This window comes from Oceanobacillus jeddahensis, assembly GCF_000750635.1.
In the GTDB taxonomy this organism is placed as follows: domain Bacteria; phylum Bacillota; class Bacilli; order Bacillales; family Amphibacillaceae; genus Oceanobacillus; species Oceanobacillus jeddahense.
Genome location: NZ_CCDM010000004.1, coordinates 267,703 through 284,788, shown reverse-complemented (window position 1 = coordinate 284,788; position 17,086 = coordinate 267,703). Strand labels below are relative to the sequence as shown.

17 protein-coding genes, 1 pseudogene and 1 other annotated feature are annotated in these 17,086 nt (G+C 33.9%); of the genes and pseudogenes, 14 read left to right on the top strand and 4 right to left on the bottom strand.

The annotated features are described in order from the left end of the window. Nucleotides 1–160: 160 nt before the first annotated feature. Nucleotides 161–385, top strand: a pseudogene (locus BN986_RS27725) (NUDIX hydrolase); the annotation flags it as partial. An 89-nt stretch (nucleotides 386–474) separates the two neighbouring features. On the opposite strand, the gene BN986_RS18035 reads toward BN986_RS27725, so the two are convergent. The 3 genes from BN986_RS18035 to BN986_RS18025 all read right to left on the bottom strand — a co-directional run bounded on the left by BN986_RS18035 (nucleotide 475) and on the right by BN986_RS18025 (nucleotide 2,356). Next, nucleotides 475–1,713, bottom strand: coding sequence for an IS256 family transposase (locus BN986_RS18035; RefSeq protein WP_040982718.1), 1,239 nt, complete (start codon nucleotides 1,711–1,713; stop codon nucleotides 475–477). A 90-nt stretch (nucleotides 1,714–1,803) separates the two neighbouring features. Then, the gene (locus tag BN986_RS18030; protein WP_040982716.1) at nucleotides 1,804–2,067 is read right to left on the bottom strand and encodes a HepT-like ribonuclease domain-containing protein; all 264 of its coding nucleotides are present in this window, start codon (nucleotides 2,065–2,067) and stop codon (nucleotides 1,804–1,806) included. Next, the gene (locus BN986_RS18025; RefSeq protein ID WP_040982714.1) at nucleotides 2,051–2,356 is read right to left on the bottom strand and encodes a nucleotidyltransferase family protein; all 306 of its coding nucleotides are present in this window, start codon (nucleotides 2,354–2,356) and stop codon (nucleotides 2,051–2,053) included. The genes BN986_RS18030 and BN986_RS18025 overlap by 17 nt, the downstream gene beginning before the upstream one ends. A 471-nt stretch (nucleotides 2,357–2,827) precedes the next feature. Between BN986_RS18025 and BN986_RS18020 the strand changes: the two genes are divergently transcribed. From BN986_RS18020 to BN986_RS17970, 11 genes are all read left to right on the top strand, one after another. Then, a complete protein-coding gene (locus BN986_RS18020; RefSeq protein ID WP_040982711.1) occupies nucleotides 2,828–4,072 on the top strand; it encodes an APC family permease in 1,245 nt (414 codons plus the stop codon). A gap of 27 nt (nucleotides 4,073–4,099) precedes the next feature. Then, a complete protein-coding gene (locus BN986_RS18015; protein WP_040982709.1) occupies nucleotides 4,100–4,672 on the top strand; it encodes a bifunctional transcriptional activator/DNA repair enzyme AdaA in 573 nt (190 codons plus the stop codon). Nucleotides 4,673–4,964: 292 nt separating this feature from the next. Beyond that, on the top strand, nucleotides 4,965–5,498 hold the full coding sequence (locus tag BN986_RS18010; protein ID WP_040982707.1) for a GNAT family N-acetyltransferase: 534 nt from the start codon (nucleotides 4,965–4,967) through the stop codon (nucleotides 5,496–5,498). A gap of 214 nt (nucleotides 5,499–5,712) precedes the next feature. Further along, the gene (locus BN986_RS18005; protein WP_040982705.1) at nucleotides 5,713–6,630 is read left to right on the top strand and encodes a class I SAM-dependent methyltransferase; all 918 of its coding nucleotides are present in this window, start codon (nucleotides 5,713–5,715) and stop codon (nucleotides 6,628–6,630) included. Nucleotides 6,631–7,668: 1,038 nt separating this feature from the next. Continuing rightward, complete coding sequence (locus BN986_RS18000; RefSeq protein WP_052400894.1) at nucleotides 7,669–8,076, top strand: YrvL family regulatory protein; 408 nt, start codon at nucleotides 7,669–7,671, stop codon at nucleotides 8,074–8,076. Nucleotides 8,077–8,270: 194 nt separating this feature from the next. Continuing rightward, nucleotides 8,271–8,759: a GNAT family N-acetyltransferase gene (locus BN986_RS17995; RefSeq protein ID WP_040982701.1), complete on the top strand. Its 489-nt coding sequence runs from the start codon at nucleotides 8,271–8,273 to the stop codon at nucleotides 8,757–8,759. A gap of 163 nt (nucleotides 8,760–8,922) precedes the next feature. Beyond that, the gene (locus BN986_RS17990; protein ID WP_052400892.1) at nucleotides 8,923–9,675 is read left to right on the top strand and encodes a PIG-L deacetylase family protein; all 753 of its coding nucleotides are present in this window, start codon (nucleotides 8,923–8,925) and stop codon (nucleotides 9,673–9,675) included. A gap of 154 nt (nucleotides 9,676–9,829) precedes the next feature. Beyond that, nucleotides 9,830–10,105 (top strand) — a binding site (T-box leader). An 83-nt stretch (nucleotides 10,106–10,188) separates the two neighbouring features. Beyond that, nucleotides 10,189–11,418, top strand: a complete 1,230-nt coding sequence (locus BN986_RS17985; protein ID WP_040982966.1) for an MFS transporter — start codon at nucleotides 10,189–10,191, stop codon at nucleotides 11,416–11,418. 224 nt (nucleotides 11,419–11,642) lie between these two features. Beyond that, nucleotides 11,643–12,017 carry a MerR family transcriptional regulator gene (locus tag BN986_RS17980; RefSeq protein WP_040982697.1) on the top strand — a complete coding sequence of 125 codons (375 nt, stop codon included), beginning with the start codon at nucleotides 11,643–11,645 and terminating at the stop codon, nucleotides 12,015–12,017. Further along, nucleotides 12,018–13,187, top strand: a complete 1,170-nt coding sequence (locus BN986_RS17975; RefSeq protein WP_040982695.1) for an MFS transporter — start codon at nucleotides 12,018–12,020, stop codon at nucleotides 13,185–13,187. It begins immediately after the preceding gene. A 464-nt stretch (nucleotides 13,188–13,651) separates the two neighbouring features. Next, a complete protein-coding gene (locus BN986_RS17970) occupies nucleotides 13,652–14,182 on the top strand; it encodes a GNAT family N-acetyltransferase (protein ID WP_040982693.1) in 531 nt (176 codons plus the stop codon). A gap of 286 nt (nucleotides 14,183–14,468) precedes the next feature. On the opposite strand, the gene plsY is transcribed toward BN986_RS17970, so the two are convergent. Beyond that, nucleotides 14,469–15,089 carry a glycerol-3-phosphate 1-O-acyltransferase PlsY gene (plsY, locus tag BN986_RS17965; protein WP_244445038.1) on the bottom strand — a complete coding sequence of 207 codons (621 nt, stop codon included), beginning with the start codon at nucleotides 15,087–15,089 and terminating at the stop codon, nucleotides 14,469–14,471. Between the two features lie 291 nt (nucleotides 15,090–15,380). On the opposite strand from plsY, the gene BN986_RS17960 reads away from it, so the two are divergent. Both BN986_RS17960 and BN986_RS17955 read left to right on the top strand, forming a co-directional pair. After that, nucleotides 15,381–15,944: a TetR/AcrR family transcriptional regulator gene (locus BN986_RS17960; RefSeq protein WP_040982689.1), complete on the top strand. Its 564-nt coding sequence runs from the start codon at nucleotides 15,381–15,383 to the stop codon at nucleotides 15,942–15,944. A gap of 14 nt (nucleotides 15,945–15,958) precedes the next feature. Then, nucleotides 15,959–16,732: a (S)-benzoin forming benzil reductase gene (locus tag BN986_RS17955; protein WP_244445037.1), complete on the top strand. Its 774-nt coding sequence runs from the start codon at nucleotides 15,959–15,961 to the stop codon at nucleotides 16,730–16,732. Nucleotides 16,733–17,086 lie beyond the last annotated feature (354 nt).

Genomic DNA, 17,086 nt, shown 5'->3' with positions numbered 1-17,086 from the left:
GGAAATTGAATATGTCCATGTTTGAATGGATGTAGAGTAAATATTGATAACCTATAATAATCTGCTATGGTAATACTAAGATATGATTGTTTCCAATTTATTCTTTTAAATATGGAGATGAGTATTGTATTTCGTTATTTATTCCACAAAAGGAGGGAGTATTTTGTGTTCAAAATGGTTTGGTTCGGCAGGTGTATGTATAAATGAAAATGGCGAACTGCTAATGGTACTGCAAGGAAAACCTGAAGAGGAGAAAACTTGGTCTGTGCCATCAGGTGGTCAAGAAAGAAATGAAACTTTTGAAGAATGTTGTATTAGGGAGATCAAAGAGGAAACAGGATATATTGTAGAAGTAGTTGATGAATTAAAAGTAAAAAAGGGGATTTATGAGAAAATAAATATTTCTTATCCCAAACAATCTGATAATTCATGGAAAAGTATCGGGTTTGTCAAATAAAGTGTGTAAGTTCCCATTCACTCAAGGTACTTTAACACTCTATCTTTCAGTTCATCATGAAGTAAAAGTTGGTTCATGACCATTGCCCAGTTTTGGATATGGCCGCCTTCCCACTTGGATTCCAGTTCTCTGATCCGTAAAAATAACACTTTTAACAGAGCGTTCTCGTTAGGGAATGCTCCTTTTTTCGTTACTTTTCTAAAACTGGAATGGACGCTTTCTACAGCGTTTGTGGTGTACATGACTTTCCGGATGGCACTTCCATAATCATAAAGCTGCTCTACATGACTAAAATTCCTTGTCCATACATCAATCGCGCCCTGGTAAGTCGCCCATTGTTGTTTAAAGGATTCAAAGGCATTTAAACAAGCCTTGAGACTTGGTGCTCCATAGACTTTTCTTAAAGCTTTGGTGAAAGCCTTGTAATCTTTGCTTGGCACGTATCTGATCGAGTTACGAATTAAATGAACCATACAACGCTGCACAATGACTTCAGGGAAAATAGCTCGTGCACCTTCTTCTAAGCCACTCACTCCATCTATCGATAGAAAGAAAATATCTTCTACACCTCTCGCTTTGATTTCATCAAAAATCTGCATCCACTTATGCTTGCTTTCTGTCTCGTTTAACCATAATCCAAGTATTTCTTTCTCTCCTTCGATGGTGTAGCCCAGAATGGTATAGACTGCATATTTCCTTGTTTCATATTGGTTGCGGATGGTGGTATACATACAATCAACAAAAACAAAGGCATAACAGTTACTCAAGGGACGATCCTGCCATTCTTCCAAATCAGGAAGAACTTGGTCGGTAATGTCCGATACCATTTCATGAGAGACAGAAAAGCCATAAATATCCTCAATGGTGGAGGAAATATCTCGCTGGGACATGCCTCGTGCGTACATGGAAATCACTTTATTTTCAATGGCTGATACATCTTTTTTTCGTTTCGGTATCAGTTCCGGTTTATAGGAGCCGTCTCGATCTCTTGGTACCTTGATATCTACTTCTCCTGAGCTTGTTTTAATGGTCTTCTTACCATAACCATTTCGTCTATTCTCTGTTGTTTTTTCTGTTTTATCATTGGATTCATAACCTAAATGATGATTCATTTCACCTTTCAACATGGACTCAAACATCGGCCCAAAAATGTCTTTCAATGCGTTTTGCATGTCTTCCACGTTCTCTGGTTGGTAGTTTTCTAGAATTTGTTTGGCTAATTCAGCTGATTTCTCTTCTCGCTTTGACTTAGACAATAGAATAACCTCCCAATCGTTATATATTTATTCTAACAATAAAAAACTAAACTGCGTAGTAAGAGCCGTACGCTCTCTTACTTACACAGTTTAGTTTACACTCCCAAAGTATCCATGAATTATCAGATCTCTCATTCCAGCCATCTTTCTCCATTCAATTTGAGGGTACCCTTTTCGAATTTCTGTTGGAATATTTTTGGTTGCTTCTCCAATAACCAAAATATTCTTAATAACTGCATCAGTAATTAAATCATTATCTAAGAAATCATCATAAGATACATCTTTCGTGAATTTCTCCACTTTAACGGCAGCAGATAAGATATCATCTAAAAAAACTTTAGGCTCCCTCTGCATAAATTGTGCCTCTTAAAATACTGTTTTTTAAAGCAGGTTTAATATCATCTAAAATAACCAAATCTACAGGTTTCTGAAAAAGATCCTCAAGTTGGAATTTCAAATCCATATAATTATCAAAAGATAAATCCATATCATTAAATTCTACGATTACATCAATATCACTGGATTCTTTAAAATCCCCCCGACTATATGAACCGAATAAACCAATCCGCTTAACACAATACTTTTCATTCCATGTACGTACGTTTTTTGATAACGCATCAAGGATTTCTTTTTGAGATAACATATCATCACCGCCATTTCTGAATAATAGCTTCTTATTATTGAATTATACCATTATTATTTATGTTTATTCCCGTAAAAAAGCTTAACATTTATTCCAACCTTACCAATTACCTTTGCTGCTGGTTTTAAATCAGTTCTACGACATCTTCTTGTGACATGTCATTGTCAGTAACTTTTCTCCATCCACACCAAGATAATCATTTGGTTTCCACCAGGCTTGTAATGCATGTATTCTTAAATTGTTTCGATGCGGTCGTTGTTATTGCTTTTATTACTTATTTTAATGAGTGATACCCAAAAGAAAAGATAAATAAAAATGGCTTATTGAAATCTTGTCAAAAAAAGTTATCCACTTATATTGGCTAAAAATAGTTTAAAATGTAGTTTTTTTGTCAAAAAATTAAAAAGCAAAAATCCGAATGTGTATTGCAAACCTTCCTTAGTATAATGCATGTAGAAAAGAGGTGACTACATGTATTATCAATCTATTGGACTGTTTCAAGGTATTGCTTTATATATTGCAACGGTTTTAGGGTCAGGTGTGCTTTTTTTATCAGGTGTTACGGCTTCCATAGCTGGTCCAGCTTCCATAATAGCTTGGCTGATTGTAATTATTATTAGTTTTCCACTTGCTTACTCCTTTGCTTGTTTAGCAAGAGAATACCCGGACGCTGGAGGAACTGCTACGTTTGTACGTAATTCATTTGGGAAACATTTAGGGAATATCGTCGGATGGTTCTATTTTGTTACAGCAGCTGTTGGACAGACGATTGTAGCTTTAACAGGTGCTTATTATTTAGGCAATGCTCTTGATTTTTCTCCAACTCAAATTTCGTTTTTTGCTTTGTTCATTTTAGTTGTTGCCGGGATTACGAATTATTTCGGTATTCAAGTAAGTGGTAAAATAGCATTATTATTAAGTGGATGTTTATTTCTTTTGTTAGTAACGGCGATTGTATTGTCCATCCCTAGTATAAGCTGGAGTCAATTCATTCCGTTCTTCCCAAGTGGAAGTGGTTCCATTGGATCTGCTATAACCGTCATTTTTTGGGCATTTTTTGGTTGGGAAGCCATTTGCAATCTTGCTAATCATTTTAAACAGCCTAAACAACATATCGTAAAAAGTACCATTATTAGTGTCATCATTATAGGTTTGCTTTTTCTTGCACTTAGCTTCATAACGATAGGGACGGGGACGTATGGTAATGAAGAAAGTAATTTATCCCCTATTGCCATGATTATGAATGATACTCTTGGAGTAAATGCTCAATTACTTACGGGTATTCTTGCTTTTATCATTTGTACAGGTACAGCAAACGCATTCGTCGCAAGCCTGACCCAGCTGGGATATTCACTAAGCAGAGATGGGGCATTTCCTGCTTATTTTTCTAAGTTACATCCCAAAATCCATATATCAAGACGTATGGTTTTGTTCGTTGTTCTGTTCGCTGGAGCAGGAGTTTTCATTACAAGTGCGCTTTCTCTTACATTTAACGATATTTTATTTATCCCAACATCTTTAGGAATTCTGGTGTATATTCTTTCGATGGCTGCTGGTGTTAAACTGTTTAAAAAAGGAACATTGCCTTGGTGGTGCTCGTTAGTTGCCATGGTTTTATGTACACTTGTTCTTCCATTTTTTCGCTCATATATTATCGTGCCATTAATCGTTGTTTCTATCTATATAGCTTATATATTTTGTAAGAAAAACAAGTAAAACATGAACAAACAGGAGGTGAACGGAATGGCTGTTTATACAAAGTTTTCTTTTAATGAAATGCTTAAAATTGCTAATAGCTGTGACGATTCCTATGACGGTCTATTTTTCTATGCGGTAAAAACAACAGGAATCTTTTGTCGACCATCTTGTAAATCGAGAACCCCTAATAAAGAAAATATCACTTTTTTTCAAACAATTGAAGAGGCAAAAGAAGCAGGTTTTCGACCTTGCAAAAGATGCCAACCAGATAGGCTTGATTTTAATCCGATCATGGAGATCATTAATGATACGAAAGCGTATATCAAGGGACATTATACGGAAAAGCTTACATTGAAACAAATAGCCCAAAATATCGGCATAAGCCCATATCATTTAGGACGAATTTTTAAAAAGCATACATCAAGAACCCCTCGTTCTTACTTAGAGAATATTCGAGTGGATAAGGCTGTTCAACTTTTGAAAAATACGGATTTAACCATTATGGAAATCTGTTATGAAGTAGGATTTCAAAGTTATTCCAGTTTTTATCATGCATTTCAAAAACAGACACAGAAATCTCCTCAACAATATAGAAACAAGCTTATTTTTGATCTATGATGAAAGTTAAATTAGGAAATTTGGTTAACAAAAATATTTTCTTCTTGGGCTACTATGTGCGGTGAAAAAAGGGAAGGTAATTAATATAAACACTACTTCAGCAACCGTAAATACTATTCTATCTGAAACAAGGAAAACTCTGATAAAATCAGAAGTGGAAGGGCCCTACATTTTAATGATAATTTCTATGTCGGGTGTAGAGGCACCGTGTTCGGCACAGTAGAAATGAGTAACGGTTATTATCTTTTCTTGCATGATAATTTAATATAGGCAAAGAGAGGTGTGATGAATAATGCTGCAACAAATAGAGACAGAACGGTTACTTTTGAGACCGTATCATATATCTGATATATCTACTGTTCAGAAAATAGCTGATGATAAAGCCATTGCAGAGACAACTTTTATTCCCTACCCATATACAACAGAGAAAGTGGGAGATTGGATAAATAGTCATTCTACGCTTTTGAAGAATGGGGATGCTTATCCATTTGCAGTAGTGGTAAAAGATGAAAATCAGTTAATTGGAACAATGACCATCCGAATTGATAAGGTACATAATAAAGGAGAACTGGCTTATTGGATAGGAAAAGACTTTTGGGGAAAAGGATTTGCTACAGAGGCCTCAAAGAGAATACTTGATTTTGGATTTAATGAATTAAATCTCAACCGGATCTGGGCACCTGTTATGAAGAAAAATATAGCATCAGCAAAAGTAATGCGAAAAATCGGTTTAAGCTACGAAGGAACATTGAAAGAAGATGTTTTTAGGATGGGAAACTATGAGGATGTAGAAGTGTACGGTATTTTGAAAAAAACGTATAGATAATTAGTCTGTCTTTTTAATACAAAACGAATGGACGTCATGTTGAAAAGAAGTAATGGGTAAGAAGTATCCAATCATTTTTATGTAAGTTTAATAGTGTTCAAATTTGACAAAATAATTTATTTATGCTATAATTTACAATTAAAATTTTATTGTGTATAATAAGGTTCTCCTGGCCGGGGGAATCTTATTTTTTTATAAGGAGCAGGATGATTGCATGAAGAAAAATGAAGCAAGTTTAACTTCCTTAATCTCAGCTTTTGGACGAGCGTACCACAGTAAATATGATACACCTAAAATTTTTGACGATTATATTGCCAAAGAAATAATTACTCAAAAAGAATTTTCGGATATTCGTGAGAACATGATTAATGGAATTCAATTCTTTAATAGTCAAATTGCAAGTGAGTTTCAAAATGATCCGGAAGAAATTTTAAAATGGATTACACAAGTCCAGCTTTCTCCAACCCCTTTAGCGCGTGCGGCCTATTGTGAAAATGTATTATTTCATGCAATGTCGCAAGGTGTGAAACAGTATGTCATTTTAGGGGCAGGATTAGACACCTTTTGTTTACGACACCCAGAATTAAATGACCGCATAGAAATATATGAAATCGATCACCCTGCAACACAAGATTTTAAAAAGTTAAGATTAGCAGACGCTGATTATCAAATTCCAGACAATCTTCATTTTGTTTCAGCCGACTTCACCAAGAATTTTACTGTTCAAAATCTAGTAGAAAAAGGCTTTGAGACGAACCAAGAAACTTTATTTAGTCTTTTAGGTGTTTCTTATTATTTAACAAAAGAGGAAATAGTCAATTTAATGAATAAATTATTTACCGAAGTCCCATCAGGGAGCTCAATCGTTTTTGATTATGCAGATGAAAATCTTTTTAAAGAAAAAGGAATGTCTCATCGTGTTCAAAATATGGTTCAAATGGCTTCCGCTAGTGGTGAACCGATGAAATCATGTTTTACCTATGATGAAATCGAGGGATTGTTAGAAAGCTTAGGATTACACATTAATGAACATTTATCACCTGTTGCTATTAATGAAAAATTCTTTCGCAATCGTACAGACTATTTGTCTGCATTCGAGACAATTCATTACATTCATGCTGTGAAAAGTTAATCATTATGAAACTAAAAGCAATGCTTTCTTATCAGTAAACTTTGCGTCAAACAGCGTTGGCCTAATCGTCACAACTACATGTACGATTGATAGGGATATACGGTTGAATATAAGGATCCATTTGACAAAGAGATCCATTTATTTTCGTTGATAGGGAATATGTAAATGATGAAATGAATTGTATCATCAAATTGTATATTTTCACGTTTTTTGGAAATTGGATGAATTTATTGATAAAACGAAACTTCATTCAGTGGGAGTTTACGCCCTTCTCCCACTGAATTAGCCTTAGTGATTCAGGGAGTTAGCGCCCGTTATCTCCCGCCTAAATAAATTTATTTTCGCTCTTTATTTTGTGGCGGGAGTTTTACGGGCGGTTCTCCGTGATAAAATGAAACTGCACTGGTAACACCTCGCTATTTTGACTTGTTGGTACTTTCACTATAGAAGGGTTACGGGTGCTTTTTCATGTATTTAGAACTATTACCATATTTAACCTAATGTGATACTCGTAGAATTTGATGAAAAGTCAAAATGAATATTTGTGTGATTTTATTATTCCTTCTGAGAGCTTGTGTGAGATCTACTAAATATGCAGCTGAAATTTTTAAGCTGAAAGGGGAGAGAAGATGAGTAAACGACAGACAACCGCTTTGGTAAATATTTTAATAACTGGGGTAGTTGCTTTTGTAATTTCTTTGTTTTTTGCTTAAGGAACAATTGCTGAAAACTATACAGACAAAACTTTTGTAGCACCTGAGTTTTTTACCATCCTTGTTATTTGGGGGATTGGGGCGATATTAGCAGTGATTCAGTTTTTTAAAGATTTCAAACCTATTTTTATTATATCGCTTTTAATAACATGGGCTTCTATTCCTGTTGGTGCCAAAATTGCTTTTTCATTAGCTGCTAGTTAATAAGTTAAAAGCACATTAAACGAAATTTCATTCAAAATGATAAATATATGTTAAAGTAAATTTACAATATTTTCATTTAACATTTGAGGCAATTAGTAGAAGAGGAGAGATATATCTATCTATGAAAGAAAAGACAAAAAATATAATTGGAATGACACTCTTTGTTATATTTATAGTAGGAATTTTAATGGCAATTTACTTTTTTGGCATAACAGGAATTTTTGTACTGCTTGGTGTTCAATATGAATCCATTTGGTCATTAATCATTTTTGTCATAAGTGCTTTTATTCTGGGATTGATAATTGATTTATTTATGGGCGCCTTGGCTAAATTAACCGTTGAAAAATTATCGGGGAAAATAACCACGCTTGTCATCGAATTTCTATTTGGATTTGCAACAAATTGGATTGTTATTATGACTGTAGATGCGTTTATGAACAGTATTATTCTTTCTTTGGAAACAAAGTTAATCCTTTCACTTATATTAACTTTCGCTGAATTATTGTTTCAAGATAAAAAAAAAGATTAAGAAAGTTGTCTTAAATTGCATGATGATATACAAAAGTAATTATAAACCATGAAAACCATGACGATGTTAACGTATCTTTAATTCGAACAAGAAGAAATAAGAGGATATTATTACGATGGATTATTAGATCAAAGAGAGTAGTTTTCAGAAGGTGATGAAAAGGTTATAAATTTGATATCAGGAGCTGAATTATATTGTTTGAATCAAAACGATGTACCATTAACACCTTCCAAAAATCTGATTATGTGGATGTGAAAAAATTATATGTAGATCGTGAAGTAAGAAAATTTCTTGGTGGTGTACGTCAAGAGGATTCAATTGAAGCAGCATTGGATGAAATGCTTAAAATAAATGATAATTCTTTTTATTGGGTTGTAAGAGAAAAACACATGGATACCTTTATTGGATTAGTTTCGCTTGATCCTCACCATGATGGCACTTACCTTGAAGTTTCCTATCAATTTTTACCAAATTGGTGGGGAAAGGGTTATGCAACAGAGGTAGTTCAGTTGGTAATTGATTATGGCTTAAATGAATTAAACCTCCCTAAAATAGTTGCTGAAACGCAAACTGTAAATACATCCTCTTGTAAGCTTTTGGAGAGGTTAGGCATGGAATTAGAAAAAACAATTAGCAGATTCGGAGCTGAACAAGCAATCTATTCAATTACATCTTCTAATTAAATTCAATGAATTTTTCTGCAATAGGTATCATTGCAGTGGAAAGTACTTAAGTTAAAAGGCTAAATAATACTGTGTGGAATGATAATAAGACGCTGAAAAGACATAGAAATTATAGTAATTTATAAAGTGATCATGATTTTAAATAATAAACGAGGTGAAGCAGATGATTCCTTTTGAAATACCAAATCCTTTCAATATGAAACGGGCATTATTTATTCAACCCCACCATGATGATAATGAATTTGGAGCAGGGGCGACAATTGCAAAACTTGCTTCTGAAGGGGTGGATGTACATTATCTAACCGTTACGGACGGTGGCTCTGGAAGTAATGATAAGACTCTATCAACGAAAGAATTAATAGAAATTAGAAAAAAGGAACAGGAAAAAGCCAGTTCCATTCTAGGTGTGAATCAATTACACTGGCTGGATTTTCCTGACGGACATTTATATGATAGTGAAGAACTGAGGCGAGAGTTAGTAAGAGTAATCCGTACAGTATGCCCTGATATTATTTTTACCGTAGATCCCTGGCTCGATTATGAAACGCATATCGATCATATCGTTACTGGTAAAGTTGCATCTTTTGCAGCAAGGATGAGTGGAAATGCAAGGTTTTATCCAGAGCAATTGCAAGCGGATCTTAAAGAACATAAAGTTCAGGTGATGGGATATTATACGACTAAGAATCCTAACACATTTATCAATGTGGATAGCTTTTGGGAGAAAAAATTAAAAGCTCTCCAAGCGCATAAAAGTCAATTTTCCGGGGACTATTTAACGTTTATAACAAATTATCTTTCATATAAAGCAACGGAACATGCAAAGCAAGTAGAGGATGATTGCAACTATGCGGAAGGTTTTAAAATCTTACCTCTCATGTTTTTACACAGCAATGTAGATGCAATAGATATGTAAGAGTTTTACTATTGGTGTCTTCTTTTATTAGTCAAAAATAATAATTAAATAAAAAGTTTTAAATGCATAGTACCTTTAAAATAATGATTGACAAAAATAATTCACTAGGATAATATTCTCTTTAATAAATTTTAACTGATTCACTAAATATATCCAAAAGGCAAGGAAGAGAAGAGTAAATGTATGCAAGCATAACAGAGAACTCCAGCAGCTGGAAATGGAGGATGTAAGCATACATTGAATCAAGTCTCGGAGTCGCACATGGGAAGTTTCTTTCAATGACGGATGGTGTGCCGGGTTCTCCCGTTATAGAGATAGAGTATACATATCATTTGAGATGATATCGTACTTGAAAAGGTTTCTATGGTGACATAGAAACAAAGTGGGGTGGCACCACGAACTTCTAAATTCAAGGAGTCTCGTCCTCAAAGTAAATAACTTTGGGGGTGAGATTCTTTTTTTATTAAGAAATAATAAAAAATCTTGAATTTAGGAGGGCTTAAAATGAAGTTTATGAAATGGAAGGATCCATTACTACTTTTATCAGGGATTGGGATTTCCAATTTAGGGGCTTGGGTTTATTTAATTGCGCTCAACTTAATTGTATTGGATATGACGGCTTCCCCATTAGCAGTATCCGTACTTTATATATTGATACCTGTAGCGACATTATGCACCAATTTTTGGTCTGGCAGTTTTATTGATCGGCTAAATAAAAGAAATTTAATGATTGTATTGGATGTCATTAGAGCGGTACTTATATTTGCGTTGCCATTTATGGATTCCATCGTTCTGATTTATGTATTTGTTTTTATGATTAATATAGCAAGTTCTATTTTTGAGCCGACTTCAATGGTTTATATGACGAAATTAGTTCCTAAAGGAGATCGGCAAAGATTTAATGCACTTCGAAATTTTATTAATTCATGCGGATTTATATTAGGACCTTCTATTGCAGGTGTCCTGTTTCTATTCGGTTCTCCCTATTTAGCCATTCAATTAAATGCGGTTGCTTTATTTATATCAGCTGTTATTATTCTATTTCTTCCTAACTTGGAATTACGGAATGAAAAAGTAATTTCGGAAAAAGTCAGTATGGCAATCATTTTTAATGATTGGAAAAGAGTTGTCAGCTTTAGTAAACTCCATACGCATATCGCCTTGGTTTATGTACTATTTAGTGGAGTAATTGTATTTATGAGTGCGCTGGATTCTTTAGAAGCTGCATTTGCTACCGAAGTTCTTTCGTTATCTGAAAGTACTTATGGCTTTTTAGTAAGTATAGCAGGAATGGGAATTATCGCTGGTTCATTGATAAACGCTTTATTTACGAAGTATTTAAAACTATATATTCTCATTGGATTTGGATCTATTTCTACTTCTGTTGGCTATTTGATATTCTCCTTTTCGAGCAACTTTATATTGGCGGCTATTGGGTTTTTTCTATTAACATTCGCCTTGTCATTCGCAAATACAGGATTTTTAACCTTTTATCAAAACAACGTACCCGTAGAGATGATGGGGAGATTTTCAAGTGTTTTTGGTCTGATAGAGGCTATGTTCATTATTCTATTTACAGCTGCGATTGGAATGTTTGCAGAATTATTTGAGATTCGGGCAACGTATATTGCGGGTTCCATTGCGTTTTTAATCCTGGGAGTAGTCATTAATGTGGTTGTATTGAATAATTCGAAAAGGAATTACTATCATCAAGAAGAAGCGTATTCTAACTTGAGCTTATGAGGTGTAGTTTATCTAAATAAATCTTATTATTTTCTGCTTTCAAGGGTATAGTAAGAAAATTTGCTTATAGATAAGAGAAGTATTTTGGAGTTAACAAACAATAGGCCTGCTGTTAAAAAACAGTAAGTCTTTTTTTTTGCAAAGAAATCCAAAAGAAAAGTAATTGACCCTGACACGGTGTTAGGGCTTATGATGATATTACTTAAGAGAAAGGGGGCAAAACAATGAAAATCGGTGAATTGTCAAAGGAAACAGGAGTAAGTATTCGGTCATTACGATATTACGAAAAGAAGAATCTAATACATCCTCCCCGGAAGGAAAATGGATATCGGGAGTATGAGGAATCAGATATTGAAACGGTAAAAGCTGTTCAATTATTTTTAAAGCTGGGAATGAATACAGAGGAGATCTATCATGTTTTATCATGTGGTGATTTTCAGCTTGCTGGAAATAAGGAGTGTGCTCAAGACGCCATAGATCTCTATTCGGATAGGTTAACAAGTGTTCGTGAACAGATTAACCATTTGCAGGAAATTGAACTGCATTTAGAAAAACTGATGAAGTATTGGGAAATGAAAAAAGAAGAAGGTGGGGATTAAGTGAATTATCGGCTTCTTATACTTGTACTGGGAACATTTATTATCGGGACAGACGACTTTGTGATTGCTGGTTTGTTGCCACATATCTCTAGTGATATGAATGTTACGATTGCTGCAGCAGGTCAGCTGGTTACAGCCTTTGCAATTGCCTATGCCATAGGGGCACCACTTTTTGGAACCTTAACAATGAATTTACCTCTAAAAGGATTATTGGTTGTATCTATGCTGGTATTTGCGATTGCGAATGCACTCTCTGCCATAGTAGCTTCTTTTGAAATGCTCTTTCTCACCAGAATATTGGCTGCTTTGGCAGCGGCGATATTTACTCCTTTAGCAATGACTGCTTCTGCCAGTTTGGTGTCTGAAAAAATGAGAGGGAAGGCATTATCGTTTATATTAGCTGGTATAACGATCGGTTTAGTTTTAGGAGCACCTATCGGAACATGGATTGGTAATGCAGCCACATGGCGCTATTCATTTATTTTTGTATCTGTTATTTCGTTTATTACGGTTATCGGAGTTTTTCTATTTTTACCTAAAATGAAAAGAGAAGCAGAGATGACGATTCGAGAAAGATTAAAAGGATTTAATAAGGTTATTTTGTTAACTTTACTTGTAAATATAATTGGTACTACGGGCGGTTTTATGACCTATACCTATATTGCTCCGATCATTACGGGAATTACCAATATGGAGAATATCAGTATTTTTCTAATGTTATTTGGGATTGGAGCACTCTTTGGAAACCTGATAGGCGGATATTTTACAGATCGAATTGGCGCTCCCAAAACACTCATGCTGTCTCTTGGAGGATTTGCTGTATTATTGTCCTCTTTCTCACTCTTATCGTTATTAAATCCATCAACATTTGCGATTATAATGGTGTCTATTGTAGCTGTTCTATGGGGCGTTCCTGGATTTGGGATGAATCCTGCTCTTAACACCTTTCTTATATCATTGAATCCAAAATCAGCGCAAATGGTTTTATCGTTTAGTGCATCGGCGCTTTATATGGGAATTGGATTAGGAGCTTTTGTTGGCGGAGGTGTTATTAGTATGAGTTCGGTAAATTATGTGGGCGCTGGAAGTGGGCTATTGGTGCTTATTGCTTTGTTGCTGTTTGTTATGATTCATAAATCTACGGGTAAGAAAGAGAGGAATACGTATTGAATTAGAGAAATAATTCGTTTTTCAGAATTTTTCAAAGCAGATTCTATTATTCTTTTATAGACTTTTTATTTACTGTAAAAAATAAGGTGGAATTACAAAATACGTATAGTAGATATTACTAATTTCTGAGGAAAACTATTCATAATTAAATAAGAAGCAATTAATATAAAAGCAAAGAATTGTTTCTCCTCCAAAGTGAAATTACTATAGTAAATAGTTAGAAAATTAAATTCAATAATTTTCTAACTATTATTGTTATCTGAAAACAATATGATAAACTTGATTTATATTCAAAATTTGAAAATGACCTTGATATTGGTTTGAACAAATGTACTCCAATGAATCAACTAAAAAGATGTAATATTTACCCCTTGACTATAATAGCTATACTGATAAAAAAATGGTTAAAACGATTAAGCTTATGAAACAACATACTACAATTTACAAAGAGATGAGGCAAAAAAATGTTCCCAATACTAGAAACAGACAGATTAATTCTAAGAGAAATATCGAAGGATGATGCAGAGGGCATATTCACTTGTTTTTCTAATGAAAATGTAACGAGATATTATGGGCAAGATACTTTAAAAAGTATAGAACAAGCTGAAAAATTTGTGGATTTCTTTGCAAATAGTTATAAGGAGGAAAAAGGAATACGGTGGGGAATTGAAAGAAAAGGAACGCACGGAATCATTGGAACTATTGGTTTTAATGCTTGGTTACCGAAACATAAACGCGCAGAAATAGGATATGAAATCCATCCAGAATATTGGAGAATGGGTTATACTTCTGAGGCAGTATGGAAGGTCACACAATATGGTTTTGATGAATTAGACCTTACTCGAATAGGAGCGGTCGTATTTAAAGATAATGAGGCTTCCACTAAATTGCTTGCCAAAGCGGGATTTCAAAAAGAAGGTATTTTAAGAGATTATATGTACCAAAACGGAAAAGCATATGATACATATGTTTATTCGTTACTTCCAACTAATTGATAAGGAGTCCTTAACTTTGAATAGATAAGTTTTAGACAAGCCATAGGTTATGCAAATAACGTAGAAATCAATCTTTTTTTTTTAGAGAGACAGCTGCGGTTTAATCTACTCCTTTTATAGCAGTCAGAGAAAATATAAAATTCTCTTAATACTATAAGGGGAGTAATTATTTTGTTTTAGTTATTTGAAGCAAAACCTGTTTCTTCTTTTTTACCATGAAAGAATCCTGATCCTTATTTAACATAAGTACTCGTTTGAAAAAGTGACTAACCAATACTTTTAAAAATCAAAAAGTAAGTTTATTTTCTGTTCCTGAAAGCAATCTCTGTATATTTCCCCTATGTTTAAAAATAACAATAAAAGCGATCAGGGATATAAACATATTGAAATATAAGGTATGTCCAAAAACAGGGATAAATGAAATAATCGCAATAAGCATGGTTGCAGAGATGGTGCCTAATGAAACGTAACGTGTTAAAGCGATTATGAAGATAAAAAATAAAATACATAAAAGAGCGATCACCCAGTTAATCATAAACAGTACGGCCACTGCTGTCAGCGCTCCTTTTCCACCTTTAAACTTAAAATATACAGGCCAGTTATGTCCGATTACCGCCCCTGCTCCTGCCACTAAAAGGCTTACAGAGTCCATCATCTCCCCTGAATAAAAGTAGACGCCGAGCAGCAAGCCTATAATACAGGCAAGTATTCCTTTTAAGATATCTCCAATAAGAACAAACATTGCAGCAGATTTTCCAAGTACTCTTAGCGTATTTGTAAGCCCGGCACTTTTACTTCCATGACTTCGAATATCCTTGCCGTATATTTTCCCTACAATTACTGCTGTATTCAGACTACCTAAAAAGTAACCAGCAGCTAAGGCTACAAAAAGTTTTAAAATATCCATCATCTTTTCCCCCTGTAATTCCATCATCTGGCTCATTTGTTGGATGGTATCTGAAATTCTCATTCTATTTAAAATATATGACTTACAGTAACATCCAAGAATAAATTATTCATTATTTTGATTATTTTAATTTTACTTGACAATTTTGATAAACTTATTATACCATTTTAACGACCGTTAGGTAAATTTTTATTTTGATGAATTTATTTTTGTGCTTGCTTTCCATAAACAAAATAATCTCATACGGAGGAGATAAAAATTAATAAGAAGGAATTTACAGCCAAACAGTTAATGGATGCAGCGTTCTCTCTTTTTGCTGAATATGGTATTGAGAATACGAGTTTAAGCATGATATCTAATGAAGTAGGGATCACTAAACCTTCCATTTATTATCATTTTGCATCTAAAGAAGAATTGGTTGAACAAACATTTAAATCCACGTTTAAAGGAGAACCATTTGAAAATTACTTTCGAATGGATCAATTTAACAAAGAAAATTTTGGAGAAAAATTGTATCGATGTGGGCTAAATATGTTGCCGCAAGAAGATAAAGAACATTTTACTGTCTTGAAGGTTCTAAATGAATTTATGCTGATAGCAGAACGAAATGAAAAATATAAAGAGGAAATCGTACATATCCAGCAAGAATTTTTAGTTGGTTTTCAAAGCATTTTAAAAAAAGGATCAGAGTTAGGAGTGGTATTGCCTGAAAAAATTGATACACATGCACAGATTCTTGCTTTGGTCATTGATAATATTTCGAGAAGTATGATGATGAATTTTCAAATAGATTATCAGGAAGTATGGAAGGAAACAGTTAATAGTGTACTGAAGGAAGATGCAAGAATAAATTAAACAAAAAGGATGGGATGAAACAAATGAGATATTTTATTGTTACGGGCACATCTAAGGGGATTGGGGCGTCTTTAGCTAAACAATTATTAGATATTGAGAATAGTCATGTTATTTGTATTTCAAGACAGCCTAATCAAGAACTCATCGATACCTCTGAAAATAAAAGCAGTAGATTAAGTTATTATTCGTTTGATCTCAGCCGAACGAATGAAATGGATCAATTATTTGAACAAATATTTGAAACAATTGATTCTGTTCCAAATATAGAATCCATATCCTTAATAAATAATGCAGGAGTTTTAAATCCAATTGGACCGATTGAAGCGAATGAAACGGAAGACATAATAAATAACGTAGCTATCAATTTACTAGCTCCTATGGCGTGCGTTTCAAATTTTATTAAGCATACAAACACATATAATATTGATAAACGTGTGATGAATATATCCTCTGGCTCAGCAAAATATTTATTGCCATCGCAAAGTTGTTACAGCACTTCTAAAGCTGGATTAGATTCATTTTCTAAAAGTGTAAGCCTGGAACAGTTACATAAATCATACCCTGTTAAAGTTGTATCCGTTTACCCTGGTGTGATTGATACGCAAATGCAATCTGAAATCCGTTCTACAAGAAAAGAAGACTTTCCATATGTAGATCAGTTCAGACAATTAGCGGAACAAGGGAAATTACAAACTGCTGAATATACGGCAGAAAAATTAATTCAATTATTATGCAGTGATGATTTTGGAAGGACAACGGTTGTTGAAGATTTGTTTTCTATTTCATAGTCTTTTTGTTGGTTTGAAATAGAAAAAATTATCAAAGCTGGGAAGATAAAATTAAAAGTCAAACATGCCTGCCAAGACACACAAATGTGTGGCCTCAGGTGAGCTGAAAAGGTCTTCTCAGCAGGCAGGGCGAAAAGATTTCCATCATGAAAAAAGGGTGTCATAGTATAAACGAAACTTCATTATAAACCGCTAATTTGCAAATACGATAATTCAAATGCCTATTTTGATGAATCAAATGAAGTGGATTTTCCATGGTTTAATATAGTTACCGTTTTATATTTCATTTCGTTATATTATTTGCGAAAGCGATAACAGATATCCTCTCCATCACCTTATTAAATAAGCGAATCA